Source organism: Actinomyces oris, assembly GCF_001553935.1.
Classification (GTDB): Bacteria; Actinomycetota; Actinomycetes; order Actinomycetales; family Actinomycetaceae; genus Actinomyces; species Actinomyces oris_A.
On record NZ_CP014232.1, the window covers coordinates 450,863 to 475,464 of the forward strand.

A 24,602-nucleotide genomic window follows, 5' to 3' on the forward strand; every position below is an offset into this window, starting at 1 on the left:
TTCCACTAGGCTCGCGGCCGTGAGCACAACGACTCTGTCCGTGGACTGCGGAGGCGGCGGCATCAAGGCCTCGGTGCTGGACTGCGAGGGCAACATCATCTCCCGCGCCGTGCGCACCCCGACCCCCTACCCGCTGCCGCCGGAGAAGCTGGTGGAGACCATCGCCTCGCTGGCCTCCCAGCTGCCGGGCGCGGACCAGGTGACGGTGGGGATGCCGGGCATGATCCGCCACGGGGTCGTCGTCGCCACGCCGCACTACATCACCAAGGACGGCCCGCGCTCCAGGGTGCTGCCCGACCTGGTGGAGGCCTGGGGCCGCTTCGACATGGGTGCCGCCGTCTCCAGGGCCCTGGGAATCCCCTCCCTGGTCCTCAACGACGCCGAGGTCGCCGGGGCCGGTGTCGTCACGGGCCACGGCCTGGAGATGATCGTGACCCTGGGCACGGGCCTGGGCAACGCCGTTTTCGACAACGGGGTCCTGGCCCCGCACGTGGAGGTCTCCCAGGGGCCGGTGCGCTGGGGACTGACGTACGACGACTATATCGGCGAGCACGAGCGCCTGCGCCTGGGCGACGCGCACTGGTCGCGCCGGGTGCGCCGCGTCGTCGACGCCCTGCGCCCCATGTACCTGTGGGACCGCCTCTACCTGGGCGGCGGCAACTCGCGGCGGATCACGGCGGCCCAGCTCGCCAAGATCGGCGACGACGTCGTCGTGGTCCCCAACGAGGCCGGCATGACCGGGGGCGCCCGCTGCTGGGACATGGCCCGCCCCTAACTCCCGTTACTCCGTCCGTCGCCGGAGCCCTCCCCGGAGCGGGCTCAGTCGAGCCGGCCTCCCTCGAGGCACTCGACGCCGTCGACGCCGTCGAGCCCGGAGAGGGCCTCGATGAGGTTGACGGCGGGGCGCTGCCCGTGGAAGCGCATGACGGCGTTCATGGTGCGGCCGTGCTCGCCGCGAGTCACCTCGGTCTCCTCCAGGGTGGCGGTGAAGCCCGATGCGGTGGCGACCTGGAGGATCTCTGGCATGACGGCGCTGCCGATCTCGTAGTCGATGCGCACGGTCACCTCGCCGCGGCGGCGCTGCAGCCGCGAGGTGAGAGGGCCCAGGAACAGGACGACGACGTAGTCCAGCGCGACCGCCGTGGCCGCCAGGGGGATCATGCCCGCCCCGCAGGCCATGCCGATGGCGGCGCTGAGCCAGACGGTCGCGGCGGTGGTCAGGCCCCGGACAGTGTCGTTGTTGACGAAGATGACCCCGGCTCCCAGGAAGCCGATACCGGAGACGATCTGCGCGGCCACACGGCTGGGGTCCACTGCAACATCCGAGCCGGTGATCGGGGCGAAGCCGTAGGCGGACACGAGGGTGAACAGGCACGAGCCCAGTCCCACCAGGACGTGCGTCTTGACGCCGGCGTCCTTGTGGCGCAGGTGGCGCTCGGCGCCCAGCGTCAGGCACAGGACGAAGGTGGCGAGCATCGCGACGACCTGGACCCCCACGTGGTTCAGGCTGAACAGCGTGTCCACACCGGCTCCCTTCCGTGTCGTCACCGTGCCTGTCCTGCCGGCAGCCGCCGGCCCCCTGCCGGCCCGCTGCCAGCACAGCGACGATTCTAAAGGAGCCCTTGGCCGGGCGCGCCTTTGGTGATGTCTCCCCATCGCGGCGGCGCTCAGGCACCGTTTAGCGTGAGCACACCATCTTCCCCCTGTTCCTGAGGCTTGTCAGACGTGTTGCTCTCCCCCTGCGCCACTTCCGAGGGAGCTGCTCGCGCCGGTCGGCTGCTGGAGCTCAGTGAGCGCCTGGCCGAGTCGGGCCGTCGGGGGGAGGCTTTGGATGCCGCACGGGAGGCCTGCCAGGCTCTCCGGGACCTGGCCCGGCTCGATTCAGGCACGTACCTGCCAGATCTTGCCGAGGGGCTGTCCGTCATGGCGGACCGCCTGCGCGAGGCCCGCCACATGCGTGAGGGGGTTGCGGTCTCGCAGGAGACGGTCCGGCTCCGACGGCGCCTGACCCGGCACGACTACGACGCCCACGCCTCCGGGCTGGCGCAGGCTCTGTGCCGCCTCGCCGTCGACCTGAGCGCTTCCGGCGATCTGCGTGACGCCCTGGCGAGCGCTCAGGAGTCCGTGGACCTCTACCGGGGTCTGCGCCGGGATGGTCCCTTCGACGAGGAGACCGGGTTGGCGCAGGCCCTGGTCACGCTCGCCTGCTGCCTGAGTGAGTCCGGTCGGCCGAGCGCCGCTTTCATCACCGCCCAGCAGGCCCTCACTGTCCGACGGCGTCTGGTCCGGGCCGATCCGGATGTACACACGCCCCGACTCGCAGCGGACCTGGCACGTCTGGCTCCCAGACTGCGCACGGTGGGCTATGTCGATGAGGCCCTCGAGATGGCCCGGGAAGCCGCGGGTCTCTACCGCCGCCTCGATGAGGAGGAGATCGGTTCCTGCACCGGCGATCTTGCCGGAGCTCTGGAGGTGCTGGCCGCCTGTGGGGCCGCCGTCGGGCGCCGAACCGAGGCACTGGAGGCGGCCGAGGAGGCCGCTGCACTCTACCGGGGACTGGCCCGCCGCACGCCGGCGCTCTCCTCGCCGAAGGCCGCCCATGCCCTGGCGACACTGGCTCGGCGCCTGAGTGACGTGGGACGGCACCGCGAGGCACTCGCCGCGGGCGAGGAAGCAGTCAACCTCGCTCGCGCTCTGGCCCACAGCGCCCCCGACAGCCATCTGCCTGACCTGGCCGACACCCTCACGGTCCAGGCCGCCTGTCTGCGTGACGGCGGCAGCCTGAACCGCGCTCTGGCTTCGGCGCGGGAGGCGGTCAGCATTCGACGCGCTCTGGAGCACAGCCGCCCCAGCACTGAGACCCCGGCCCTGGCTGAGTCCCTGTACGTCCTCGCCGTCTACCTGTACACGGCCGGGCAGCTGCAGGAGTCCTTCGCGATGGCCTGGGAGGCCATCGACATCTACCGGCAGCTGGTCCGTACCAACCCTGCCCCTCATACCGCCGACCTGGCTCGGGCGCTCAACATCCTCACCTTGAACCTCAGCCGGGCCGGGCGTGCGCACGAGGCCCTGGCTGCGGTGCAGGAGGCGGTCACCTTCTACCGGAGCCTGGCCCAGATCGATCCGACCGCCTACAAGCCGGACCTGGCGGCATGCCTGCACAACCTGGCCACGTGCCTGGGTGACGTCGGGGACCGCTCTGCCGCGCTCGCCGCGATCCGAGAGACGGCGGAGCTCCGTCGGGAGCTGGCAGCGCGCGACCCAGCGACGCACGCCCCGGCGCTGGCCCCGTGCCTGCACCGGCTCACCAAGCGCCTGGCCGAGGCCGGTCACCGAGGCGAGGCCCTGGAGACCGCACGGGAGGCGGTCGCCGCCTACCGGAGCCTGGCCCGCAGGCGCCCGGAGGACTTCGGCCGGGGGCTCGCCGGCGCGCTGCGAACCTATGCGTCAGTCCTCGAGTGGGCGGGCAGGAAGGCCGACGCCGCCCGCATCCGCCAGGAGAGCGAAGCCATGACGGAGGAAACGGCCTTGGAGGACTCCATCCGGGGATTCTGAGGGGCGGCACCGGCCCGGCAGTGCCGCGGTGCAAGCGCAGAGAGTGCGGAACGCGAAGCCGGGCGAATCGGGAACTGCGTTCTGCGCCCAGAACGTACCTTTCCTCCACACGACTGCGGCCCGCCCCCAGCGATCTGGAGGACACCGCAGTTCTCGTCGAAAAAGTACGTCCCCGATCACGATGTCCGACGCACAAGGCCCCGATCTACCGGCCTGCCCTGAGTTTCCCGCTTGCCCCGTCAGCCCCACCCCATCGCGGGATACCTGGGTGGTCATCTTCTACTAGTGCGGGGAGTCAACACGGGCAGGCCGCATTCTCCTCTGGTGCGTGCCAGGCCCCGGCCAGTGCCGATGCCGTCGGCCACCATCTGCCGACTAACACAGGGAGGGCCGGTCACCATCAGGTGACCGGCCCTCCCGGAGTTCTTGCTCAGAGCGTCAGCTCTGGCTCACTTCTCGACCTTCTGGGCGGCGGCGCCGCCGGCGGGGGCGAAGCCCGCGGCCTCGGCGTCCTCGGCGCTGGCGAACCAGACCTCGGCGACCGTGGCGTCGTACCAGCGCGAGCCGGGAACGTGGTACTTCATGGAGTCCTCGTTGCCCTTGACCAGGTGGTCGTCGTCGGGAGCGTCGGTGGCTCCCTCCTCGAGGCGGACCGCGCCGGCGTACTCGGCCTTGTCAGCCTTTTCAGCCTTGTCGGCCTTCTCCTCAGCCTTCTCGGTCGTGGCCTTCTTCTCGGCCTTGTCCTCGTCGGCGACGGCCTTCTGGGCGGCCTTCTTGGCGGTGGCGACCGCGTCCTCCACGATCTCCTTGCGGGCAACCGGCTCCAGCACCAGGGAGATGACCGCCATGGGGGCGTTGTCGCCCTTGCGGGGGGTCGTCTTGATGATGCGGGTGTAACCGCCCTCGCGGCCCTCGAACTTGGGGGCGAGCTCCTCGAAGAGGCGGTAGACGGCGTACTTGTCCGTCACCTTCTTCAGCACGGTACGGCGGGCGTGCAGGTCACCGCGCTTGCCCTTGGTGATGAGCTTCTCGACGTAGGGACGCAGGCGACGAGCGCGAGCCTCCGTGGTCTTGATCGACTCGTGAACGATGAGCTGCGTGGCCAGGTTGGCGAGCAGGTGACGCTCGTGCTGGGCGCTGCCGCCCAGACGGGGACCCTTAGTGGGGCGAGGCATGGTTGTCTCCTAGGTGAATAACGAGCCGGCTCAGGCCTGGGTCTCGTCGCTGAACGTGGGGTTGGCGTAGTCGTCGTCCGAGACGTAGTCGACCGGGGAGCCCTTGAGGGAGAGCCCCAGCTCGGCCAGCTTGTCCTTGATCTCGGAGATGGACTTGGCGCCGAAGTTACGGATGTCGAGCAGGTCGGCCTCGCTGCGCGAGACGAGCTCACCGACGGTGTGGATGCCCTCGCGCTTAAGGGCGTTGGAGGAGCGGGCCTGCAGGTCGAGCTCGTCGATCATGAGGGCCAGGTCCTGCTGGAAGGCCTCGTCGATCGGCGAGGGGCCGACCTCGATGCCCTCAGCCTCGACGTTGAGCTCACGGGCCAGGCCGAAGAGCTCCACGAGCGTCTTACCGGCGGAGGCCAGGGCGTCACGCGGGGTGATGGAGGACTTGGTCTCGACGTCGACGATGAGACGGTCGAAGTCGGTGCGCTGCTCCACACGGGTGGCCTCGACGGAGTAGGAGACCTTCTTGACCGGCGAGTAGATCGAGTCCACCGGGATGCGGGAGATCTCCGCGTTGGGGTCCTTGTTCTGGTTGGCAGAGACGTAGCCGCGGCCGCGCTCGACCGTCAGCTCGATCTCCAGCTTGCCCTTCTCGTTGAGAGTGGCGATGACCAGATCGGGGTTGTGGATCTCGACGCCGGCCGGCGGGGTGATGTCACCGGCAGTGACCTCGCTCGGACCGGACTTGCGCAGGTACATGACGACCGGCTCGTCGTTCTCCGAGGACAGGACGATCTCCTTGATGTTGAGGATGATCTGGGCGACATCCTCCTTGACCCCGGGGATCGTGCGGAACTCGTGGGGCACCCCGTCGATGCGGACGCTGGTCACGGCCGCCCCCGGGATGGAGGACAGCAGCGTGCGGCGCAGGGAGTTGCCGAGCGTGTAGCCGAAGCCGGGCTCGAGGGGCTCGAGCACGAAGCGCGAGCGGCGGTCCTCGACCACGACCTCCTCGGTGAGCGTGGGTCGCTGTGCAATGAGCACGTGGTTTCCTTTCGTCGCGGCGCCCGCTATATGACGCCGTTCCTCATGGGTGGAGCAGCCGGCCCGACCGGGCCGGCCCTACTCCGCGTCCCGCCGTGGGGGCGGAACGTGGTGAGACGACGACGCAGCAACCGGCTGCGCCGTCGTCCCTTGAAGCTCAGACGCGACGGCGCTTGGGCGGGCGGCAGCCGTTGAAGGCCTGGGGGGTGACGTCGGTGATCGAACCGACCTCGAGGCCAGCGGCCTGGAGGGAGCGGATCGCGGTCTCGCGGCCGGAGCCGGGACCCTTGACGAAGACGTCAACCTTCTTCATGCCGTGCTCCTGGGCGCGCCGGGCGGCGGCCTCGGCGGCGAGCTGGGCGGCGTAGGGGGTCGACTTGCGCGAGCCCTTGAAGCCGACCTGGCCGGAGGAGCACCAGGCAATGACGGCGCCCTGCGGGTCCGTCAGCGAGACGATGGTGTTGTTGAAGGTGGACTTGATGTAGGCGTGACCGTGGGTAACGTTCTTGCGGTCCTTGCGGCGCGTCTTGCGCGCGGCGGCGCGGGTCTTGGGAGGCATTCTTCCTTCTTCGTGATGAGGTCGTCACTGCGCCCTGCGCTGGGCGGGCGCGAGCTGCTGCTTACTTGGCCTTCTTCTTACCGGCCACGGTGCGCTTGGGGCCCTTGCGGGTACGCGCGTTGGTCTTGGTGCGCTGACCGTGCACCGGCAGGTGGCGGCGGTGGCGCAGGCCCTGGTAGCAGCCGATCTCGATCTTGCGGCGGATGTCCGCCTGAACCTCGCGACGCAGGTCACCCTCAACCTGGTAGTTGCCGTCGATGTGGGTGCGGAGCTTGACCAGCTCCTCCTCGGTGAGGTCCTTGACGCGGGTGTCGGGGTTGACGCCCGTCGCCTTCAGGGTCTCGTCCGCGCGGGTGCGTCCGATCCCGAAGATGTAGGTGAGTGCGATCTCGACTCGCTTCTCGCGAGGCAGGTCGACACCGGAAATGCGTGCCACGGTGTGGTTCTCCTGTGTGCTCCCGGAGGTCGTCACCCATCTCCCCCACCTCGCCTGGTGGCCCCGGCCTCCGAGAACCGGGGGTTGCGGACCCGCGGTGCGGGTGCGCTGGGATGGGTGCTGGAAAGGGCCGTCCAGCTTACTGGGCGGCCCGGCGCCGGGGACTCAGCCCTGACGCTGCTTGTGCCGCGGGTTCTCGCAGATGACCATGACGCGGCCGTGGCGACGAATCACCTTGCAGCTGTCACAGATCTTCTTGACGCTCGGCTTGACCTTCATGATGTTCCTCCGCCGGCTCTGAGAGCCGACATGTCACTTGTACCGGTAGACGATTCGGCCGCGGGACAGGTCGTAGGGGCTCAGCTCCACGACCACCCGGTCCTCGGGGAGGATGCGGATGTAGTGCTGCCGCATCTTTCCGGAGATGTGCGCGAGCACGACGTGCCCGTTGCTCAGCTCCACCCGGAACATCGCGTTCGGAAGGGCCTCGACGACCGATCCCTCGACCTCGATGACTCCGTCCTTCTTAGCCATGTTCCTCCATCGGTGCTTTCTCGCTCGAGTTCACCCCGACGACGTCGCCGCCGGGCAGCCGCGGTCGCCGTTGCGCAGGCCCACCGCGGGCGGATCCCCGTTGCCAGGGTCGTGAATGCGGTATGAGGGCATGCGTCATCGACGGACGCGCGTCCAGCGGATAACTTTACGGCAGACGGCCCGGGCTCCACCATGCCAGATGGCGCGATCACGCGGTGTTTCCTGACACACCGCAGGCGCGTGCGTCGTCGAGGACGCACCCCCGCAGCAGTTCCCGCATCAGCGACTCAGCCCAGCGCCTTGGGCTCGATGCCGTAGGGTGCCAGGCCCTCGGCTCCGCCGTCGGGCGCGGTGAGGACCCAGACGCCCCCGGGGACGATGGCCACGGTGTGCTCCCACTGGGCGGCGTGGGAGCCGTCCCGGGTGACGACGGTCCAGCCGTCGTCGAGTTCGCGGGTGGCCGGGCTGCCGGCGGTGAGCATGGGCTCGATGGCCAGCACCATGCCGGGGCGCAGTCGGGGGCCGCGCCGTTTGACGGAGTAGTTGAGGACGTCGGGGGCCATGTGCATGCTCGTGCCGATGCCATGGCCGACGTACTCCTGGAGGATCCCCAGCTCGTGGCCCTCCCGCTCGGCCACGTCCGCAACAACGGTCTCGACGGCGTCGCCGACCACATTGAGGCACAGCTGGCGTCCGCGCCCCTCCCCCGCTGCGGCACGGGCGACGGCGGCAATGGCCTCCCACAGGGCCTGTCGGGTGGTGGTGTCCACGAGCCGGTCGGTCTCGCTCAGGTAGTTACCGCCGACGACGGTGGTGAAGGCGGCGTCGCCGTGCCACTGAGTGCCGTCCTCGTCGACGATGTAGGCGCCGCAGTCGAAGGTGACCAGGTCGCCGTCGGCCAGGACCCGCTCACCGGGGATGCCGTGGACGACCTCGTCGTTGACGGAGATGCACACGGTGGCCGGGTAGTCGTAGTAGCCCAGGAAGTTGGAGTGAGCGCCGGCGGCCTTGATGACCCCGGCTGAGACGGCGTCGAGCTCGGCGGTGGTGATGCCGGCGCGCACCGCCTCGCGCAGGGCGGCGTGGATGTCGGCGACGACGAGCCCGGCCCGGCGCATGAGGCGAACCTGCCCGGGCGTCTTGATCTGGATCTGTTCGCGTGAGAGCACGGGTGCCTCCTGGGTCGTGTGGAGCGGGCTGGGCCTGGGGCCTGGGGCGGTTCCGACTCCCCCGTCAGGGACGGGGACGGGCCGGAGCATGCGCAGGCGGGTCGTCCGCTTAAGCAGACGACCCGCCGGTGAGCGTGGGCTTCAGGAGCCGGTGATGCCGCGGGAGGCGAGGGCCTCCATGATGCGGCCGGTGACGACATCGATCTCGCCCATGCCGTCGACCTGGACGAGCAGGTCGCGCTCGGCGTAGAGATCGGCCAGCGGCGCGGTGGACTCGGCGTAGACCTCGAGGCGGCGGCGGATGACGGGCTCGGTGTCGTCGGCCCGCCCCTGCTCGCCGGCCCGCTTGAGCAGGCGGGCGACGACGGCCTCAGCGTCGGCGGTAATCTCGACGACGACGTCGAGGGCCAGGCCCGAGGCCTTCAGCATGGAGTCGAGCTCGCCGACCTGCGCGGTGGTGCGCGGGTAGCCGTCCAGGAGGAATCCGTTCTCGCAGTCGGCCTGGGCGATGCGGTCAGCGACCATGGCGTTGGTGATGGAGTCGGGGACGTACTCGCCCTTGTCCATGTAGGCCTTGGCCTGGGTGCCGAGCTCGGTGGCGCCGGCGACGTTGGCGCGGAAGATGTCTCCGGTGGAGATGGCCGGGATGCCCAGGCGCTCGGCGATCCGGGCGGCCTGGGTGCCCTTACCCGCTCCGGGGGGACCGAGAAGAACCATGCGTGCGCTCATGACAAGAACCCTTCGTAGTGACGCTGCTGCAGCTGGGAGTTGACTTCCTTGACGGTCTGGAGGCCCACACCCACCATGATGAGGATAGTGGTTCCACCGAAGGGCAGGTGCTGAGCCAGGTCCAGCCAGATGACGGCGAGCGTCGGGATGAGGGCGAGGACCACCAGGTAGATGGAGCCCGCCGTCGTGATGCGGTTGATGACGTAGGACAGGTAGCGCACGGTGGGCTCGCCGGCGCGGATGCCGGGGATGAAGCCGCCGTAGCGCTTCATGTTGTCCGCGATCTCCTCGGCGTCGAAGGTGATGGCCGTGTAGAAGAAGGCGAAGAACAGGATGAGGACGCCGTAGGCAGTCAGGTAGATCGGGCTCGTCTGCTGCAGGTTCGTCAGGATCCACTGCACCCACTTGCTCGCCTGATTGCCGAAGCCGGCGATGAGCTGGGGCATGGCCAGGATCGAGGAGGCGAAGATGACGGGGATGACGCCGGCGGTGTTGATCTTGACCGGGATGTAGGTGGTCGATCCGCCGTACTGGCGCCGCCCAATCATCCGCTTGGCGTACTGCACGGGGATGCGCCGCTGGGCCTGCTCGATGTACACGACCGCGAGGGTGGCCAGGAGGACGACGGCCACGATGATGGCGAAGTTGGCCGCCCCGTTGTTGCCTCCGGCGATGGAGAACATGTTGGAGGGGAACTGGGCCACGATGGAGGTGAAGATGAGCAGTGACATGCCGTTACCGATGCCGCGCTCGGTGATGAGCTCACCCAGCCACATGATGAGGCCGGTGCCGGCGGTCATGGTGATGATGATGAGCAGCGGAGTGACGATCGAGTCGCCGGGGACAATGTCCTGGGCGCGAGCGCATCCCTGGAAGAGCTGGCCGCTCTTGGCCGTGGCCACGATGGTGCTGGACTGGAGCAGCCCCAGGCCGATGGTGAGGTAGCGGGTGTACTCGGTGAGCTTGGCGGTGCCCGCCTGTCCCTCCTTGTGGAGCTCCTCGAATCGGGGGATGACGACCCGCAGGAGCTGGATGATGATGGAGGCCGTGATGTAGGGCATGATGCCCAGCGCGAAGACGCTCAGCTGGAGCAGCGCACCACCGGAGAAGACGTTGACCAGGCTGAGGAGGTTCTGCTCCTTGCCGGCCTCCCCGATGCAGTACTTGGCGTTGGCCAGGTTGACGCCGGGCGCCGGCAGGATCGACCCGAGCCGGAACAGGGCCATGATGCCGAGGGTGAAGAGCAGCTTCGCCCTGAGGTCTGGCGTTCTGAACGCCTGAGTGAACGCGCTGAGCACTCGATCTCCTGTGGACTCGGGGGTGGGTTCGGCCTTGCGGGCAGCAAGGCGGAGCGCAGGGGAACTGCGCCCGGCCCAGACTACCCCGCCGAGCTCGCCACCTGGGCGCTGAGACGGGCTTGCAACGTGGCTGAGGTGCGGGTTTTCTCACGTCTCGTCCCGGTACGGTAGTCCGGGGTGATCCAAGGCACCTCGCCGCCGACGCGCAAGAGCCGTCTTGCTGCGCGCCGGCCGCGCACGACGGACCCCGGCGGCCCAGGTTTCCCTGGACCGCCGGGGTCAGCGATCTGGCGATGCGTCAGAACCGCTCCGTCAGGCAGTCCCTGCCGGGCGCGGCTCGACGGCGTTAGCGCGTGGCGATGGAGCCGCCGGCAGCCTCGATCTTCTCCTTGGCGGAGCCGGACCAGGCGTCGACCGTGAGCGTCAGGGCCACGGTGACGTCGCCGCCGCCGAGGACCTTGACGAGCTGGTTCTTGCGAACCGCACCCTTGGCGACGAGGTCCTCCACGGTCACCGTGCCGCCCTCGGGGAACAGCTCGGCGATGCGGCCGACGTTCACAGGCTGGAACTCGACCCGGTTGGGGTTGCGGAAGCCGCGCAGCTTGGGAAGACGCATGTGCAGCGGCATCTGGCCACCCTCGAAACCGGGACGGACCTGGTAACGAGCCTTGGTGCCCTTGGTACCGCGACCGGCGGTCTTACCCTTGGACGCCTCACCACGACCCACACGGGTCTTGGCCTTCTTGGCGCCGGGGGCGGGACGCAGGTGGTGCAGCTTGACGACGCGCACCTTCTCCTCCTGCGTGTTCTCGGTGTCAGCCATCTCAGACCTCCTCAACGGTGACCAGGTGGTGCACCGTGGCAATCAGGCCGCGCACACTGGGGCTGTCCTCGCGCACGACGGACTGGCGGATCTTGCGCAGACCCAGGGTCTTGAGGGACTCGCGCTGGCGGTGGGTGCCCCCGATGCCAGAGCGGACCTGAGTGACCTTGAGCTGCTTGGTCATCTGCTTCGATGCGGACTCAGCCATCACGCACCCACTCCTTCAGCGGCCTTCTCGGCCTCCTGCTTCTCAGCCTGAGCGCGCTTGTCAGCCTCACCCTCGGCGCGGGCCCGCAGCATGGACTGCGGGGCGACGTCCTCCAGCGGCAGGCCACGGCGGGCCGCAACGGCCTCCGGCTGCTCGAGCTGCTTGAGGGCGTCCACCGTGGCGTGCACGATGTTGATCGCGTTGGAGGAGCCCAGCGACTTGGACAGGATGTCGTGGACACCGGCGCAGTCCAGCACGGCGCGCACCGGGCCACCGGCGATAACACCGGTACCGGGGGACGCCGGGCGCAGGAGGACGACTCCGGCGGAGTCCTCGCCCTGGACCAGGTGCGGGATGGTGCGGCGGATCATCGGGACGTGGAAGAAGTTCTTCTTCGCGATCTCGACGGCCTTGGCGATGGCGGCGGGAACTTCCTTCGCCTTGCCGTAGCCCACGCCGACGGTGCCCTCACCGTCACCGACGACCACGAGGGCCGTGAAGGTGAAGCGGCGGCCGCCCTTGACGACCTTGGACACGCGGTTGATGGTGACGACGCGCTCGATGTACTTGTCGTCGTTGCCGCGACCACGGTCGCGGCGGTCGTTGTTGCGGTCGCGGCGGCCGCGGCCCTCGCCCCGGCGCTCGTCGTTCTCGCGCTGGGCCGAGCCGTCGGACGACGCGGACCTGTCTCGCTGCGGTGCAGCCATCAGATGTTCCTCTGCTTTCTCGTCGTCTTAGTGCTCACAGCTTCAGGCCGCCCTCACGGGCGCCCTCGGCGACGGCCGCGACACGGCCGTGGTACTTGTTGCCGCCGCGGTCGAACACGACTGCCTCAATGCCCAGCGCCTTGGCACGCTCGGCGATGAGCTCGCCGACCTTGTGGGCGGCGCCCACCTTGTGGCCCTCGACGCCCTTGGCGGCCTCCTCCAGGGTGGAGGCGGCGCACAGGGTGTGGCCGATGGTGTCGTCCACGACCTGAGCCACCATGTGGCGGTTGGATCGGGTGACCACCAGGCGGGGACGCTCGGGCGTGCCGGAGATGTGCTTGCGCACGCGCTGGTGACGGATCTTGCGGGCGATGGCACGGGGGTTGCCCTTGCCCCTCTTGATCGAGTAAGCCATGGTCACTTACCAGCCTTTCCGACCTTGCGGCGCACGTTCTCGCCGGCGTAGCGCACGCCCTTGCCCTTGTAGGGCTCCGGCGGACGGATCTTGCGGATGTTCGCCGCGACCTCGCCGACCTGCTCCTTGGAGATACCGGAGACGGTGATCTTCAGGTTGCCGTCGACCGTGAAGGTGATGCCCTCGGGGGGCTCAACGGTAACGGTGTGGGAGAAGCCGAGGGAGAGCTCGATGCCCTGGCCCTTGGCGGCGACGCGGTAACCGGTGCCGACGATCTCGAGCTGCTTGGTGTAGCCCTCGGTGACGCCGATCACCATGTTGTTGATGAGGGTGCGCGACAGTCCGTGCAGCGAGCGCGAGCGGCGCTCGTCGTCGGGGCGCGTAACCAGGATGGAGCCGTCCTCCTGGCGGATGACGCTCAGGGGCTCGCTGATCGTGCGGGACAGGGTGCCCTTGGGGCCCTTGACCGTCACGTCCTGGCCGTCGATGGTGACGTCCACTCCGGCAGGGACCGGAACGGGGAGCCGTCCAATACGAGACATGGTTTTCCTCCGTTCCTTCTCTTACCAGACGTAGGCGAGGACTTCGCCGCCCACGCCACGCGACTCGGCCTGCTTGTCGGTCAGGAGGCCGGAGGAGGTGGACAGGATCGCCACTCCCAGGCCGCCGAGGACCTTGGGCAGGTTGGTGGACTTGGCGTAGACGCGCAGGCCGGGCTTGGAGATCCGGCGCAGGCCCTGGATGGCCCGCTGGCGGTTGGCTCCGTACTTGAGGCTCAGCGTGAGCGTCTTGCCGACCTCGGCGTCCGTGACCTCGTAGCCGGCGATGTAGCCCTCGGCCTTGAGCATCTCAGCGATGTTCACCTTGAGCTTGCTCGACGGCATCGACACGGTGTCGTGGTAGGCGCTGTTTGCGTTGCGCAGACGGGTCAGCATGTCTGCGATGGGGTCTGTCATTGTCATGAGTGGGCCTTAGCCCTTCCTCGTCGTGGTTTCCTCAGCGGACCTGCGACGTAAGTTCTTACCAGCTGGACTTGCTCACGCCCGGGAGCTCGCCGCGAAGGGCCATCTCACGCAGGCAGATACGGCACAGGCCGAACTTGCGGTAGACCGAGTGCGGGCGGCCGCAGCGCTGGCAGCGCGTGTAGGCACGGACACCGAACTTGGGCTTGCGGTTCGCCTTCTCAATCAGTGCGGTCTTCGCCATCTCACTTCTCCTTGAAGGGGAAGCCGAGCTGCTTGAGCAGCGAGCGGGCCTCCTCGTCGGTCTTGGCCGTGGTCACCACGGTGATGTCCATGCCGCGGACGCGGTCGATCTGGTCCTGGTCGATCTCGTGGAAGACAGCCTGCTCGGTCAGACCGAAGGTGTAGTTGCCGTTCCCGTCGAACTGCTTGGGGCTCAGACCCCGGAAGTCGCGGATACGGGGAAGGGAGATCGAGACAAGGCGGTCCAGGAACTCCCACATGCGGTCGCCGCGCAGCGTGGAGTGCGCACCGATCGGCATGCCCTCACGCAGCTTGAACTGCGCGATGGACTTGCGGGCCCGGGTGACCTGGGGCTTCTGTCCGGTGATGGCGGCGAGGTCGCGCACGGCGCCCTCGATCATCTTGGAGTCGTGGGCGGCCTCGCCCACACCCATGTTGACGACGACCTTGACGACGCGCCCGACCTCCATCACGTTGCCGTGCTGGAACTCCTTGAGCAGGGCGGGGCGCACCTCCTCGGTGTACTTCGTCTTGAGACGGGGGGTGGTCTTCTCAGCCATGGTCACAGGTCCTCCCCGCTCTTCTTGGCGTAACGCACGCGGACGGTGCGCTTGCGGCCGTCGGGACGCACGCCCTCCTCGACGCGGAAGCCCACGCGGGTGCGCTTCTTCGTCTTGGGGTCGACGAGCATGACGTTGGAGGCGTGGATGGGCGCCTCAACGGTCTCGATGCCGCCGGTGCGGGCGCCCTGCTGGGACTGCCCCACCTTGGTGTGCTTGGTCACGCGCTGGACGCCCTCGACGATGACACGGTCAGTGCCCTTGAGGACCTCCAGAACGCGGCCGGTCTTGCCCTTGTCCTTACCGGCGATGACGATGACCTGGTCGCCCTTCTTGATGCGTGCCATGTTCAGATCACCTCCGGGGCGAGCGAGACGATGCGCATGAACTTCTTCTCGCGAAGCTCACGGCCGACGGGGCCGAAGATGCGCGTACCGCGCGGCTCCCCATCGTTCTTGAGGATGACGGCGGCGTTCTCGTCGAAGCGGATGTATGAGCCGTCGGGACGACGACGCTCCTTGCGGGCACGCACGACGACGGCCTTGACGACCTCGCCCTTCTTCACGTTGCCGCCGGGAATGGCGTCCTTGACGGTGGCGACGATCGTGTCGCCGATACCCGCATAGCGCCGACCCGATCCACCGAGAACACGGATGCAAAGGATCTCCTTGGCACCGGTGTTGTCGGCGACCTTCAGTCGCGACTCCTGCTGGATCATTGAGTGTTCTCCTGTCGTCGAGCCGGTTCTCAGGAAGCTCCTGAGCCTGGCCGAACGTTCTTCTGGTCTTGCACACGTCTCCCCCGGCCACAGGCCGCACGAGGCTGACCCAGGGATAGGGGATTCCCGCGATACGCTGTCCCGACAGACACAGGCGCAGACTGCACGAGGTCTCTGCCGGACGCACCGAGGGCGCGCGCAACTCCATAAGCCTAGTCCAGCCGCCGCATCACGCGGAACCTGAGATGACCAGCCCGCCCTGTGCCTTTGCTCACCGGCTTTTCCCGGGCCTCCGACGCCGACGCTCGAAGCACCCGGTCGGCCCATCGACCCCTGGCCGACGACGTACCTGCCCGCCGAGGACTGCGTTGTCCTCCAGACGACTGAGGCGCGACCGTCGTCCTTTGGGGGAACAGGGCATCCTCGTCGCACACCGCAGTCCCCGATCCGTCTGCCTGACTGTCGGCGGTGGTCCGCAGCCGGCCCTGGCCCGGGCCTTTTCAGAACCGCCTCTACTCCACGACGGTCGGGATCTACTGGCCAAGGGTTGTGCACACTGCACGAAGGCCCCATCTACCCGCAGTACACCCCATCCTCCTCCAGTAGTGCCCAACCCTCGTGGAGTACTACGCGGTCCGGCACCGGCGCCGCACCGCAAGGCTGCTCACATCCCGTGGGGCCGCCGCCCCTGAGAACCTCGCCGTCAACAACGCCGACGCCGCAGCCTCCCGGGTGGGATGCTGCGGCGTCGGGGGCCGGCTCGACCGAGTCGAGGGCGGCGTTCAGCCGAGGATCACTTGGCGCGCTCGAGGATCTCCAGGAGGCGGAAGTGCTTGGTGGCGCTCAGCGGGCGGGTCTCCATAATGGAGACGAGATCGCCGACACCGGCCTCGTTGTTCTCGTCGTGGACCTTGACCTTCTTGGAGCGACGGAGGACCTTGCCGTACAGGGAGTGCTTGTAGCGCTCCTCGACGAGGACGACCACCGTCTTGTCCATCTTGTCGGAGACGACGTAGCCGCGACGCACCTTGCGCTGGGGGCGCTCGGTGGACTGCTCGACGTTCTCAGTGCTGGTCTGCTCGCTCACTTGGACTCCTCCGTGCTCGGGGCGGTGCGAATACCGAGCTCACGCTCGCGCACGATCGTGTAGATGCGGGCGATGTCGCGACGCACAGCCTTGAGACGTCCGTGGTCCTCGAGCTGGCCGGTCGCCGAGGCGAACCGGAGGTTGAACAGCTCGGCCTTGGCCTTGGAGAGCTCCTCGGAGAGGCGCTCGTTGTCCATGCCGTCGAGGTCGGCGGGGGTCAGGCCCTTGGAACCGATTGCCATCAGACGTCACCACCCTCACGAGTCACGAAACGGGTCTTCATCGGAAGCTTGTGCTGTGCGCGGCGCATGGCCTCGCGGGCGAGGGCCTCGTCGACACCGCCGAGCTCGAACAGGATGCGTCCGGGCTTGACGTTGGCGATCCACCACTCGGGTGCACCCTTACCGGAACCCATACGGGTCTCGGCGGGCTTCTTGGTCAGGGGGCGGTCCGGGAAGATGTTGATCCACACCTTGCCGCCACGCTTGATGTGGCGGGTCATGGCGATACGGGCCGCCTCGATCTGGCGGTTGGTGATGTAGGCGGGCTCGAGGGCCTGGATGCCGTACTCACCGAAGGCGATCTGGTTGCCGCCCTTGGAAAGGCCCGTGCGGTGCGGGCGGTGCTGCTTGCGGAACTTGGTCCGGCGGGGGATGAGCACGGCTCAGGCCTCCGTTCCCTGGTCTGCGGCAGCGGTCTCGGCGGCCGGCGTCTGCTCGGCTGCCTGCTGCTGCTCGGTGTTCTGACGCGAACCGCGCTCACCGCGGTCGCCACGACGGCCGCCGCGGCGCTCGCCCCGGCCCCGGCCACGGGAGCCGGACTCGGCCTGCTGGCGGGCGAACTCGCGCTCGGTGATGTCGCCCTTGTAGATCCACACCTTGACGCCGAGGCGGCCGAAGGTGGTCTTGGCCTCGTAGAAGCCGTAGTCGATGTTCGCGCGCAGGGTGTGCAGCGGCACGCGCCCCTCGCGGTAGAACTCGCTGCGGCTCATCTCGGCGCCGCCCAGGCGACCGGAGCACTGCACCCGGATGCCCTTGGCGCCGGCACGCATCGCGGACTGCATGCCCTTGCGCATGGCGCGACGGAAGGACACGCGGGAGGCGAGCTGCTCAGCGATGCCCTGGGCGACCAGCTGGGCGTCCAGGTCGGGGCTCTTGACCTCGAGGATGTTGAGCTGGACCTGCTTGCCGGTCAGCTTCTCGAGCTGACCGCGCAGGCGCTCGGCCTCGGCCCCACGGCGACCGATAACGATACCGGGACGGGCGGTGTGCAGGTCGACACGCACGCGGTCACGGGTGCGCTCGATGTCGACCTTGGAGATACCGGCCCGCTCCATGCCGTCCTCCATGAGGCGGCGGATCTTGACATCCTCCTCCACGAAGTCGCGGTAACGCTGACCGGGCTTAGTGGAGTCGGCGAACCAGCGCGAACGGTGGTCCGTGGTGATGCCCAGGCGGAACCCGGTCGGGTTGACCTTCTGCCCCATTACCGGGCTCCTTCCTTCGTTGCGGCGTCGGACTTGTCCCCGACGATGACGGTGATGTGGCTGGTCCGCTTGAGGATCCTGCTGGCCCGGCCCTGCGCACGGGGACGGAACCGCTTCAGGGTGGGACCCTCGTCGGCGAACGCCTCGATGATGAACAGGTCGTTCTCGTCGAAACGCTCACCGTCACGCTCAGCCTTGAACCGGGCGTTGGCGATTGCGGACTCGAGGACCTTGCGCACCGGCACCGCAGCGGCCTGCGGGGCGAATCGGAGCACGTTGACGGCCTCGACAGCGCGCTTGCCGCGGACGACGTCCACGACCCGGCGCGCCTTCATCGGCGTGCAGCGCACGTACTTGGCCTGCGCCTTGGCTTCCATGTTCTCTGCCTCTCAAACTTTCCGACGTCCGTCAGCGACGCGACTTGCGGTCGTCCTTGACGTGCCCGCGGAAGGTGCGGGTCGGAGCGAACTCACCGAGCTTGTGGCCCACCATGGACTCGGTAACGAAGACCGGCACGTGCTTACGACCGTCGTGGACGGCGAAGGTGTGCCCCAGGAAGTCCGGCGTGATGACCGAACGGCGGGACCAGGTCTTAATGACGTTCTTGGTGCCCTTCTCGTTCTGAGCGTCCACCTTCTTAAGGAGGTGGTCGTCGACGAAGGGACCCTTCTTCAGACTACGCGGCATGATTCAGGCTCCTATCAGCGCTTCTTGCCGGTCCGACGACGACGCACGATGAGGCGGTCGCTGGACTTGTTGGGACGGCGGGTGCGGCCCTCGGGCTTGCCCCACGGCGAGACGGGGTGACGACCACCGGAGGTCTTGCCCTCACCACCACCGTGCGGGTGGTCCACCGGGTTCATGACGACACCGCGGACGGTCGGGCGCACGCCCTTCCAGCGCATACGGCCGGCCTTACCCCAGTTGATGTTGGACTGCTCGGCGTTGCCGACCTCACCGATGGTGGCGCGGCAGGCGGCCTCCACGTTGCGGATCTCCCCGGAGGGCATGCGCAGCTGCGCGTACTTGCCCTCCTTGGCGACCAGCTGGACGGAGGTGCCGGCGCTGCGAGCGATCTTGGCCCCGCCACCGGGACGCAGCTCGACCGCGTGGACGACCGTACCGGTGGGGATGTGACGCAGCTGCAGGTTGTTGCCGGGCTTGATGTCGGCGCTGGGGCCGGCCTCGACGACGTCGCCCTGACGGAGCTTGTTCGGGGCGATGATGTAGCGCTTCTCGCCGTCCATGTAGTGCAGCAGGGCGATGCGCGCGGTGCGGTTGGGGTCATACTCGATGTGAGCGACCTTCGCGGGCACGCCGTCCTTGTCGTGACGACGGAAGTCGATGAGACGGTAGGCGCGCTTGTGGCCACCACCCTTGTGGCGGGTGGTGATACGGCCGGAGGAGTTGCGTCCACCGGACTTGCTCAGCGGGCGCACCAGCGACTTCTCGGGCGTGCTGCGCGTGATCTCCACGAAGTCGGCCACGGAGGAGCCGCGACGACCCGGGGTCGTGGGCTTGTACTTACGGATTCCCATATCGATCCTTTACCTTCCGTGGCGCACTAGGCCACATCACCGAAGATGTCGATGGTCCCCTCGCGCAGGGTGACGATCGCACGGCGGGTGTCCTTGGACTTGCCGATCCCGGTACGGGTGCGGTGCGTCTTGCCCTTGCGGTTGATGGTGTTCACCGAGGAGACCTTGACATCGAAGATGGCCTCGACGGCCTGCTTGATCTCGGTCTTGTTGGATCCCGGCGCCACAATGAACGTGTACTGGCCACGGTCCATGCAGGCGTAGGACTTCTCGGAGACCACCGGCGCAATGATGACGTCGCGGGGGTTCTTGGACTTCTCGAGGCTCACTTGGACTCCTCCTCACCCTTGCCCAGGAACGCGTCCAGGCCAGAGGCCGTGAAGACGACGTCGTCGGACTTCAGGACGTCGTAGGTGTTGAGCTGGTCGGCCCACAGGACGTGCGCCTCGGGGGCGTTGCGCAGGCTGAGCCTGGACAGGTCGTCCTGACGGTCCACGATCACCAGGGCCTTGCGGTCGGTGAGGTTGCGCAGCGCGACCAGGGCGTTCTTGGTGGAGGGCACCGTGGTGGTGACGAACTCGGTGATGACGTGGACGCGGCCGTTGCGGGCGCGGTCGGACAGGGCGCTGCGCAGGGCGGCGGCCTTCATCTTCTTGGGGGTCCGCTGGGTGTAGTCGCGCGGCTGCGGGCCGTGGACGGTGCCACCGCCGACGAACTGCGGGGCGCGGGTCGAGCCCTGGCGGGCGCGGCCGGTGCCCTTCTGGCGGTAGGGCTTGCGACCACCACCGCGGACGTCGCCGCGGGTCTTGGTGGCGTGGGTGCCCTGGCGGGCCGCGGCCAGCTGGCCGACGACCACCTGGTGCATGAGCGGAATGTTGAGGGGGGCGTCGAAGACCTCGGCGGGCAGCTCGACGCTGCCGGTCTTCTTGCCAGCGGAGTCGACGACGTCGACGGTGAGTGCCTCAGTCATGGTCTCAGGCTCCCTTCACGGCGGTGCGGACGACGACGACCGAGCCCTTGGGGCCGGGGATCGCGCCGTTGACGAGCAGAACGCCCTTGTCAACGTCGATGCCGCGGATCTTGAGGTTCTGGACGGTGCGGCGCGCGTGGCCCATACGACCGGCCATGCGCAGGCCCTTGAAGATGCGCCCGGGGGTGGCGCAGGCGCCGATGGAGCCGGGCTTGCGGTGGTTGCGGTGAGCACCGTGGGAGGCGCCCACACCGGCGAAGCCGTGGCGCTTCATGACACCGGCGAAACCCTTACCCTTGGAGGTTCCGGTGACGTCGACCAGCTGGCCGACCTCGAAGGTGTCAGCGGCCAGCTCCTGGCCGGGGGTGAACTCCGACGCCAGGGAGGTGCGAATCTCCGCCACGTGGCGGCGGGGCTCGACCCCGGCCTTGGCGAAGTGGCCGGCGAGCGGCTTGGTGACCTTGCGGGCGTCGATGTCGCCGAAGGCGAGCTGAACGGCCTCGTAGCCATCGGTCTCGATGGTGCGGACCTGGGTCACGACGTTGGTGTCGACCCGGACGACGGTCACGGGGCGCAGGACCCCGTTCTCGTCCCAGATCTGCGTCATGCCGAGCTTGGTGCCGAGCAGCGCCTTGGCAGGCGCGGCGGCAGCCGGCGTGTTAAGCGTTGTCATGGCAGTCCTCAGAGCTTGATCTCGATGTTGACGTCAGCGGGCAGGTCGAGACGCATGAGCGAGTCGACGGCCTTGGGCGTCGGGTCGACGATGTCGATCAGCCGCTTGTGCGTGCGCATCTCGAAGTGCTCGCGGCTGTCCTTGTACTTGTGCGGCGACCGGATCACGCAGAACACGTTCTTCTCGGTCGGCAGCGGCACCGGGCCCACGACCGTCGCGCCAGCGCGGGTCACGACATCGACGATCTTGCGCGCCGAGGAGTCAATGACCTCGTGGTCGTAGGACTTGAGCCGGATGCGGATCTTCTGTCCCGCCATGGCGCCTAACCTCTCTTGTACTTGCTTCTGGCCGGTCCACGCGCTCGGGCGTGTCGCTTCAGGACGCGCGCCACTCCCGTGATGGAAGGCGGTGAACCGGTCTGGACACACGGAAACCCGTTCAGAAGGAACGGGTCCGTCAGAATGAATCCCGGGGTGACCCCGGGGCGGCACAACCAGGGGCGTACAGGCGCACACCCTTGGCCGGCCGGATTACGGTATCAGGGCTCCCACGGGCAGCGGAACCCAGGATGGGGCCTAGAGCCTGTGAGTCCGCCCACTGGTCCCCGCGCTCGGGCGTGTCGCATCCAGTACCGGGATCTCAGCGGTGTCGATGAGCTCCTGATCATCCCAGCGGCCGGACGGCGCGGACAGCGAGGCGATCTCCTCCAGGAGCGCCAGGTTCTCCATCTCGGAGGGCTGGGGAGGTACCGGAAGGTCGGTGAACCACCGTTGGGGCTCGACACCGGCGTCGTCGTCCATCCAGATCCGCATCTGCTCCGCCCAGGTCTGTGGCTGCGGTTCCTCCTGCGCGGCCCGGGCTCTGGCCAGGGCGCGCTCCTTGGCCCTCGCCGCCGCGTAGCCCGAGCGCCACAGGTACAGCCCGACGACGATGAGTCCCGCCGCCAGGCCCACGGCCCACCAGGGGAAGTGGGGAACGTCAGGGCGCTTGCCCGCCGCCGCGAGGTCCTTGGCCGGGGTCGGGTAGATGCGCTCACCGGTCAGCAGGATGCGGTGGGTGTTGATGCCCAGGGGCGTGCAGGTCACCAGGGTGAGCAGGTCCTTGCCCTCCTCGACGCGCAGGGCCTCGGTCTCCTCGGGCTCGACGACCTTGGTACTGGTGACCCGGTAGGTGAGGACCTCTCCGAAGACCTCGACGATGAGGCTGTCACCGGTCTTGACCTTGTCCAAGTTGGTGAACATGGTGGCCTCGGCCAGACCTCGGTGCCCGGTGATGACCGAGCGGGTCCCCTCTCCCCCGACCGGCAACGAGGTGCCCTCCAGGTGCCCCAGGCCCTTGAGCAGGGTGTCGTCGGCCGTGCCGTGGTAGACGGGCAGGTCCAGGGAGATGGAGGGGATCTTGAGACGGGCCATGAGGCCCTCGTTATTGGCCTTGAGGATGTTGGCGTACTGCAAGGAGCTGTCCTTGCTGGAGCCGGCACCGGTGGGGACGTGGTTGTTGGCCTCCAGGACCGCCCCGGCCGAGAGCGCGTCGTTGTAGGCGTGCGCCTGCTCGACCTGGGTCTTGGCATCTGGACGAGCCCCATCGACCTGGGCGGAGTAGTCGGCAGTCACCTTCGACTGGTTGTACTGGGAGACCCAGGAGGCCGCCGTCGGATAGGTCAGCAGCCCCATGCCCACCACCGCCATGATGGAGGTGACCAGGGCGGAGACCGACAGGCGCCAGGCCCGGGGACGACGATGCTTCTGGAGGCTCGAGGCGCGGGTGCGCGGAGTCCGGGCGGTGCGGGGTGTGCGTGCTTTGCGAGAGATCATGGGGGCCTCGTGCGCTTCCAGGGTCGGGTGTGTCGGGGTGGGGATGGTGCGGGTTCGCACATGGCGGTGCAGGCGCCCGGCGGATCGGGGTCCGTCGAGTGCCTGCACCGGTTCCGCTCAGGCCACCACCTCACGATCGAGACGGGTTCAGAACCGGTCACGACGTGGGTGAGGTGGTGCCCTTGCGGTCGTGGCTGTCGGCCGGGGCTCACTGGTCCCGACCGACAGCCGGTGTCATCAGAGCGCGAGGTTCGCGTTCTGCTTGCGCTCGCGGTAGCGGGCCACGAGGACGGAGCCGACGGCGATCATCAGCAGGGACGCGCCGGAGGCGGTCAGGATGAGCATGCCGTTGGCACCGGTCAGGGGCAGGCCCGGAACCGACTGCTTGGTGTTCTCGATGGTGACGTTGTCCGTGGTCACCGCACCGACCTCAATCTTGACGGGGGTCACGGCGCCGTCACCGGCGGGCAGGACGTAGCCGGCCGGAGCCTTGGTCTCGACCAGGACGTAGCAGCGCGCGGTGGCATCCTTCTGGTTGTCACGGTTCGCACCGTCGATGGAGTCGGAGATGAACAGTCCCTTGACGTTGATGGCGCCCTGGGCGTCCGTGGTCAGCGTGGTCTCGCCGTTGATGGCGATGGGGTCGCCTTCCTTGTCCTTGGTGCAGGTACCGGCGTAGGCGTTCTTGGCCTTGTACAGCTGGAACTGAGCGCCCTGGAGGCCGGCTTTGTCCTGGCCCTGCTGGTGGTTGTCCACCTTCTTGATGAGCAGGTCGCCCCAGCGGGAAGTCACCTCGTTAGAGGTCGGCGGGTTCTCAGGGTTCGCCGGGGGCTCCTCGGGCGTCGGGGGCTGTTCGGCGTAGACGGTGTCGCTGATCACCTGAGCCCGGTTCGTGATGGCGCCGTTGCGGGCCTCGGTCACCTTGCCCTGGAAGACGGCGGACACCTTCTTGCCGGGGGCGGCCTTGATCTTCTTCAGACCCTCGGCGGTGAAGGTGACGGTGACGGTCTGCCCCTTGGTGTCCACCTTGTAGTCGGTGGGATCCAGGGTCGTGCCCTCGAGGGAGACCTCAGTGGCGGTCACCGCCGTGAGGCGGTCGTCCAGGGTGTCCCTGAGCTGGAAGTACTTGTAGAAGGACTTGGCGTCGAGAGTCGGCGCCGTCGAGCTCACCGGGAACTTGATGAGGGAGCCGACACCGTAGCCGTTGAGCTTCTGCTCCTGGATGCTCTTCTCAACGCTGATGGCCTCGTTCTTGGGGTAGACGTGGACATCGTAGATCCACTGGCCGTCGGCGCCCGCAGCGGTGTTCGGGTGAGGAACCGTCACCACGAAGGGCTTGGCCTTCTGGACGATGTTGCCGGGGGTCGTGGTCTCGCACACGAGGTAGGCCTGAACCGGCATCTCCGTGATCGTGGCGAGTCCCTCGTCGTTGGTGGCCGGGGAGACCTTGGGGGTGCCGAACTTGTGCGCTCCCAGCGTGGGGGCGGCGGGGTTGGTGCAGGCGCTGTCCGGCACGCCGGCCTTGGACAGGTCACTGATCGTGTCCCACCCGGCGGGGTCCTTCAGGTTGATGTCGGTGATCGGGTAGGCGGTGAAGACGACGCCCTGGACGGGAGTCCCCTTGCTGTCCGCGTTCTGCGGGGTACCGGTGGGGTTACCGATGTCCTTGCCACCACCGTTGAGGTGCTTGTGGATGGCGAGGGAGCCCGTCGCATCCGTCTTGATGTTGCCGTAGTTAGGCGTTTCCGTGGCCACGGCCGAAGGGGCCAGGCCGAGGAAGGCCAGGGTGAGGACACCGGCTGCGGCAGCAGCCCGACGCCCCAGCGTGCTGGCGTTGTGCTTCATGGGTTGGGATTTCCTTTCACTGTGCGCCGCGGGGAGATGCGAACGCGTGGTATGGAGATGGATAGG

The 24,602-nt window shown here is 68.1% G+C and carries 35 protein-coding genes; 2 read left to right on the plus strand and 33 right to left on the minus strand.

The features are described from left to right. Positions 1-19: 19 nt before the first annotated feature. Positions 20-775, plus strand: a complete 756-nt coding sequence (locus tag AXE84_RS01990; protein ID WP_060956655.1) for an ROK family protein — start codon at positions 20-22, stop codon at positions 773-775. Between the two features lie 44 nt (positions 776-819). Here the strand turns inward: AXE84_RS01990 and AXE84_RS01995 are convergent, their stop codons facing one another. Then, a complete protein-coding gene (locus AXE84_RS01995) occupies positions 820-1,548 on the minus strand; it encodes an MgtC/SapB family protein (RefSeq protein ID WP_060956656.1) in 729 nt (242 codons plus the stop codon). Between the two features lie 177 nt (positions 1,549-1,725). Between AXE84_RS01995 and AXE84_RS02000 the strand changes: the two genes are divergently transcribed. Further along, positions 1,726-3,555 carry a tetratricopeptide repeat protein gene (locus AXE84_RS02000; protein ID WP_060956657.1) on the plus strand — a complete coding sequence of 610 codons (1,830 nt, stop codon included), beginning with the start codon at positions 1,726-1,728 and terminating at the stop codon, positions 3,553-3,555. Between the two features lie 449 nt (positions 3,556-4,004). On the opposite strand, the gene rplQ is transcribed toward AXE84_RS02000, so the two are convergent. The 32 genes from rplQ to AXE84_RS02160 all read right to left on the minus strand — a co-directional run bounded on the left by rplQ (position 4,005) and on the right by AXE84_RS02160 (position 24,536). After that, on the minus strand, positions 4,005-4,730 hold the full coding sequence (rplQ, locus tag AXE84_RS02005; RefSeq protein WP_009396410.1) for a 50S ribosomal protein L17: 726 nt from the start codon (positions 4,728-4,730) through the stop codon (positions 4,005-4,007). 30 nt (positions 4,731-4,760) lie between these two features. Continuing rightward, positions 4,761-5,762: a DNA-directed RNA polymerase subunit alpha gene (locus tag AXE84_RS02010; protein ID WP_003789324.1), complete on the minus strand. Its 1,002-nt coding sequence runs from the start codon at positions 5,760-5,762 to the stop codon at positions 4,761-4,763. A gap of 157 nt (positions 5,763-5,919) precedes the next feature. Then, entirely contained in the window at positions 5,920-6,321 is a 402-nt protein-coding gene (gene rpsK, locus AXE84_RS02015; RefSeq protein ID WP_003781888.1) for a 30S ribosomal protein S11, read from the minus strand. Between the two features lie 61 nt (positions 6,322-6,382). Further along, complete coding sequence (rpsM, locus tag AXE84_RS02020; RefSeq protein ID WP_010614542.1) at positions 6,383-6,757, minus strand: 30S ribosomal protein S13; 375 nt, start codon at positions 6,755-6,757, stop codon at positions 6,383-6,385. Positions 6,758-6,922: 165 nt separating this feature from the next. Next, positions 6,923-7,036 carry a 50S ribosomal protein L36 gene (gene rpmJ / locus AXE84_RS02025; protein WP_003781903.1) on the minus strand — a complete coding sequence of 38 codons (114 nt, stop codon included), beginning with the start codon at positions 7,034-7,036 and terminating at the stop codon, positions 6,923-6,925. A gap of 33 nt (positions 7,037-7,069) precedes the next feature. Continuing rightward, positions 7,070-7,291: a translation initiation factor IF-1 gene (gene infA, locus AXE84_RS02030; protein WP_003781847.1), complete on the minus strand. Its 222-nt coding sequence runs from the start codon at positions 7,289-7,291 to the stop codon at positions 7,070-7,072. A 287-nt stretch (positions 7,292-7,578) separates the two neighbouring features. Continuing rightward, complete coding sequence (gene map, locus AXE84_RS02035; protein ID WP_081093016.1) at positions 7,579-8,460, minus strand: type I methionyl aminopeptidase; 882 nt, start codon at positions 8,458-8,460, stop codon at positions 7,579-7,581. 141 nt (positions 8,461-8,601) lie between these two features. Then, positions 8,602-9,189, minus strand: a complete 588-nt coding sequence (locus tag AXE84_RS02040) for an adenylate kinase (protein ID WP_208854567.1) — start codon at positions 9,187-9,189, stop codon at positions 8,602-8,604. Continuing rightward, entirely contained in the window at positions 9,186-10,487 is a 1,302-nt protein-coding gene (gene secY, locus AXE84_RS02045) for a preprotein translocase subunit SecY (protein WP_010614538.1), read from the minus strand. Before secY ends, AXE84_RS02040 begins: the two co-directional genes overlap by 4 nt. A gap of 346 nt (positions 10,488-10,833) precedes the next feature. Beyond that, positions 10,834-11,310, minus strand: coding sequence for a 50S ribosomal protein L15 (gene rplO, locus AXE84_RS02050; protein WP_010614537.1), 477 nt, complete (start codon positions 11,308-11,310; stop codon positions 10,834-10,836). Position 11,311: 1 nt separating this feature from the next. Then, positions 11,312-11,518, minus strand: a complete 207-nt coding sequence (rpmD, locus tag AXE84_RS02055) for a 50S ribosomal protein L30 (protein WP_009396392.1) — start codon at positions 11,516-11,518, stop codon at positions 11,312-11,314. After that, on the minus strand, positions 11,518-12,225 hold the full coding sequence (gene rpsE / locus AXE84_RS02060; RefSeq protein WP_003781868.1) for a 30S ribosomal protein S5: 708 nt from the start codon (positions 12,223-12,225) through the stop codon (positions 11,518-11,520). Before rpsE ends, rpmD begins: the two co-directional genes overlap by 1 nt. Positions 12,226-12,259: 34 nt before the next feature. Further along, complete coding sequence (gene rplR / locus AXE84_RS02065) at positions 12,260-12,640, minus strand: 50S ribosomal protein L18 (RefSeq protein WP_003789309.1); 381 nt, start codon at positions 12,638-12,640, stop codon at positions 12,260-12,262. Between the two features lie 2 nt (positions 12,641-12,642). Continuing rightward, positions 12,643-13,182, minus strand: coding sequence for a 50S ribosomal protein L6 (gene rplF / locus AXE84_RS02070; protein ID WP_060956659.1), 540 nt, complete (start codon positions 13,180-13,182; stop codon positions 12,643-12,645). A 21-nt stretch (positions 13,183-13,203) separates the two neighbouring features. Next, positions 13,204-13,602: a 30S ribosomal protein S8 gene (gene rpsH, locus AXE84_RS02075; protein ID WP_003789305.1), complete on the minus strand. Its 399-nt coding sequence runs from the start codon at positions 13,600-13,602 to the stop codon at positions 13,204-13,206. Positions 13,603-13,660: 58 nt separating this feature from the next. Next, on the minus strand, positions 13,661-13,846 hold the full coding sequence (locus AXE84_RS02080) for a type Z 30S ribosomal protein S14 (RefSeq protein ID WP_003781856.1): 186 nt from the start codon (positions 13,844-13,846) through the stop codon (positions 13,661-13,663). Between the two features lies 1 nt (position 13,847). Continuing rightward, positions 13,848-14,405: a 50S ribosomal protein L5 gene (gene rplE, locus AXE84_RS02085; RefSeq protein ID WP_009396382.1), complete on the minus strand. Its 558-nt coding sequence runs from the start codon at positions 14,403-14,405 to the stop codon at positions 13,848-13,850. Positions 14,406-14,407: 2 nt separating this feature from the next. Beyond that, positions 14,408-14,752 carry a 50S ribosomal protein L24 gene (gene rplX, locus AXE84_RS02090; protein WP_003781892.1) on the minus strand — a complete coding sequence of 115 codons (345 nt, stop codon included), beginning with the start codon at positions 14,750-14,752 and terminating at the stop codon, positions 14,408-14,410. Between the two features lie 2 nt (positions 14,753-14,754). Then, complete coding sequence (rplN, locus tag AXE84_RS02095; protein WP_003781898.1) at positions 14,755-15,123, minus strand: 50S ribosomal protein L14; 369 nt, start codon at positions 15,121-15,123, stop codon at positions 14,755-14,757. A 793-nt stretch (positions 15,124-15,916) separates the two neighbouring features. Next, complete coding sequence (gene rpsQ, locus AXE84_RS02100; RefSeq protein ID WP_003789301.1) at positions 15,917-16,210, minus strand: 30S ribosomal protein S17; 294 nt, start codon at positions 16,208-16,210, stop codon at positions 15,917-15,919. After that, the gene (rpmC, locus tag AXE84_RS02105; protein ID WP_009403578.1) at positions 16,207-16,452 is read right to left on the minus strand and encodes a 50S ribosomal protein L29; all 246 of its coding nucleotides are present in this window, start codon (positions 16,450-16,452) and stop codon (positions 16,207-16,209) included. Before rpmC ends, rpsQ begins: the two co-directional genes overlap by 4 nt. Then, entirely contained in the window at positions 16,452-16,871 is a 420-nt protein-coding gene (rplP, locus tag AXE84_RS02110) for a 50S ribosomal protein L16 (RefSeq protein ID WP_003781881.1), read from the minus strand. The genes rpmC and rplP overlap by 1 nt, the downstream gene beginning before the upstream one ends. 3 nt (positions 16,872-16,874) lie before the next feature. Next, complete coding sequence (rpsC, locus tag AXE84_RS02115) at positions 16,875-17,696, minus strand: 30S ribosomal protein S3 (protein WP_003789299.1); 822 nt, start codon at positions 17,694-17,696, stop codon at positions 16,875-16,877. Beyond that, a complete protein-coding gene (gene rplV / locus AXE84_RS02120) occupies positions 17,696-18,073 on the minus strand; it encodes a 50S ribosomal protein L22 (RefSeq protein WP_003789298.1) in 378 nt (125 codons plus the stop codon). Before rplV ends, rpsC begins: the two co-directional genes overlap by 1 nt. Positions 18,074-18,104: 31 nt before the next feature. Then, the gene (gene rpsS, locus AXE84_RS02125) at positions 18,105-18,383 is read right to left on the minus strand and encodes a 30S ribosomal protein S19 (protein WP_003786073.1); all 279 of its coding nucleotides are present in this window, start codon (positions 18,381-18,383) and stop codon (positions 18,105-18,107) included. Positions 18,384-18,397: 14 nt separating this feature from the next. Further along, positions 18,398-19,234 (minus strand): 50S ribosomal protein L2, encoded by an 837-nt coding sequence (gene rplB / locus AXE84_RS02130; protein ID WP_009747234.1) that lies wholly within the window; start codon positions 19,232-19,234, stop codon positions 18,398-18,400. Positions 19,235-19,260: 26 nt separating this feature from the next. Further along, entirely contained in the window at positions 19,261-19,563 is a 303-nt protein-coding gene (rplW, locus tag AXE84_RS02135) for a 50S ribosomal protein L23 (RefSeq protein WP_003786064.1), read from the minus strand. After that, positions 19,560-20,204 carry a 50S ribosomal protein L4 gene (gene rplD, locus AXE84_RS02140; protein WP_009403568.1) on the minus strand — a complete coding sequence of 215 codons (645 nt, stop codon included), beginning with the start codon at positions 20,202-20,204 and terminating at the stop codon, positions 19,560-19,562. The genes rplW and rplD overlap by 4 nt, the downstream gene beginning before the upstream one ends. A 4-nt stretch (positions 20,205-20,208) precedes the next feature. Further along, positions 20,209-20,877 carry a 50S ribosomal protein L3 gene (gene rplC / locus AXE84_RS02145; RefSeq protein ID WP_010614532.1) on the minus strand — a complete coding sequence of 223 codons (669 nt, stop codon included), beginning with the start codon at positions 20,875-20,877 and terminating at the stop codon, positions 20,209-20,211. A gap of 8 nt (positions 20,878-20,885) precedes the next feature. Beyond that, entirely contained in the window at positions 20,886-21,194 is a 309-nt protein-coding gene (gene rpsJ / locus AXE84_RS02150; protein ID WP_003786051.1) for a 30S ribosomal protein S10, read from the minus strand. 258 nt (positions 21,195-21,452) lie between these two features. Beyond that, positions 21,453-22,691 (minus strand): class C sortase, encoded by a 1,239-nt coding sequence (locus AXE84_RS02155; RefSeq protein WP_060958109.1) that lies wholly within the window; start codon positions 22,689-22,691, stop codon positions 21,453-21,455. Positions 22,692-22,928: 237 nt separating this feature from the next. After that, positions 22,929-24,536 carry a SpaH/EbpB family LPXTG-anchored major pilin gene (locus tag AXE84_RS02160; RefSeq protein ID WP_060956660.1) on the minus strand — a complete coding sequence of 536 codons (1,608 nt, stop codon included), beginning with the start codon at positions 24,534-24,536 and terminating at the stop codon, positions 22,929-22,931. Positions 24,537-24,602 lie beyond the last annotated feature (66 nt).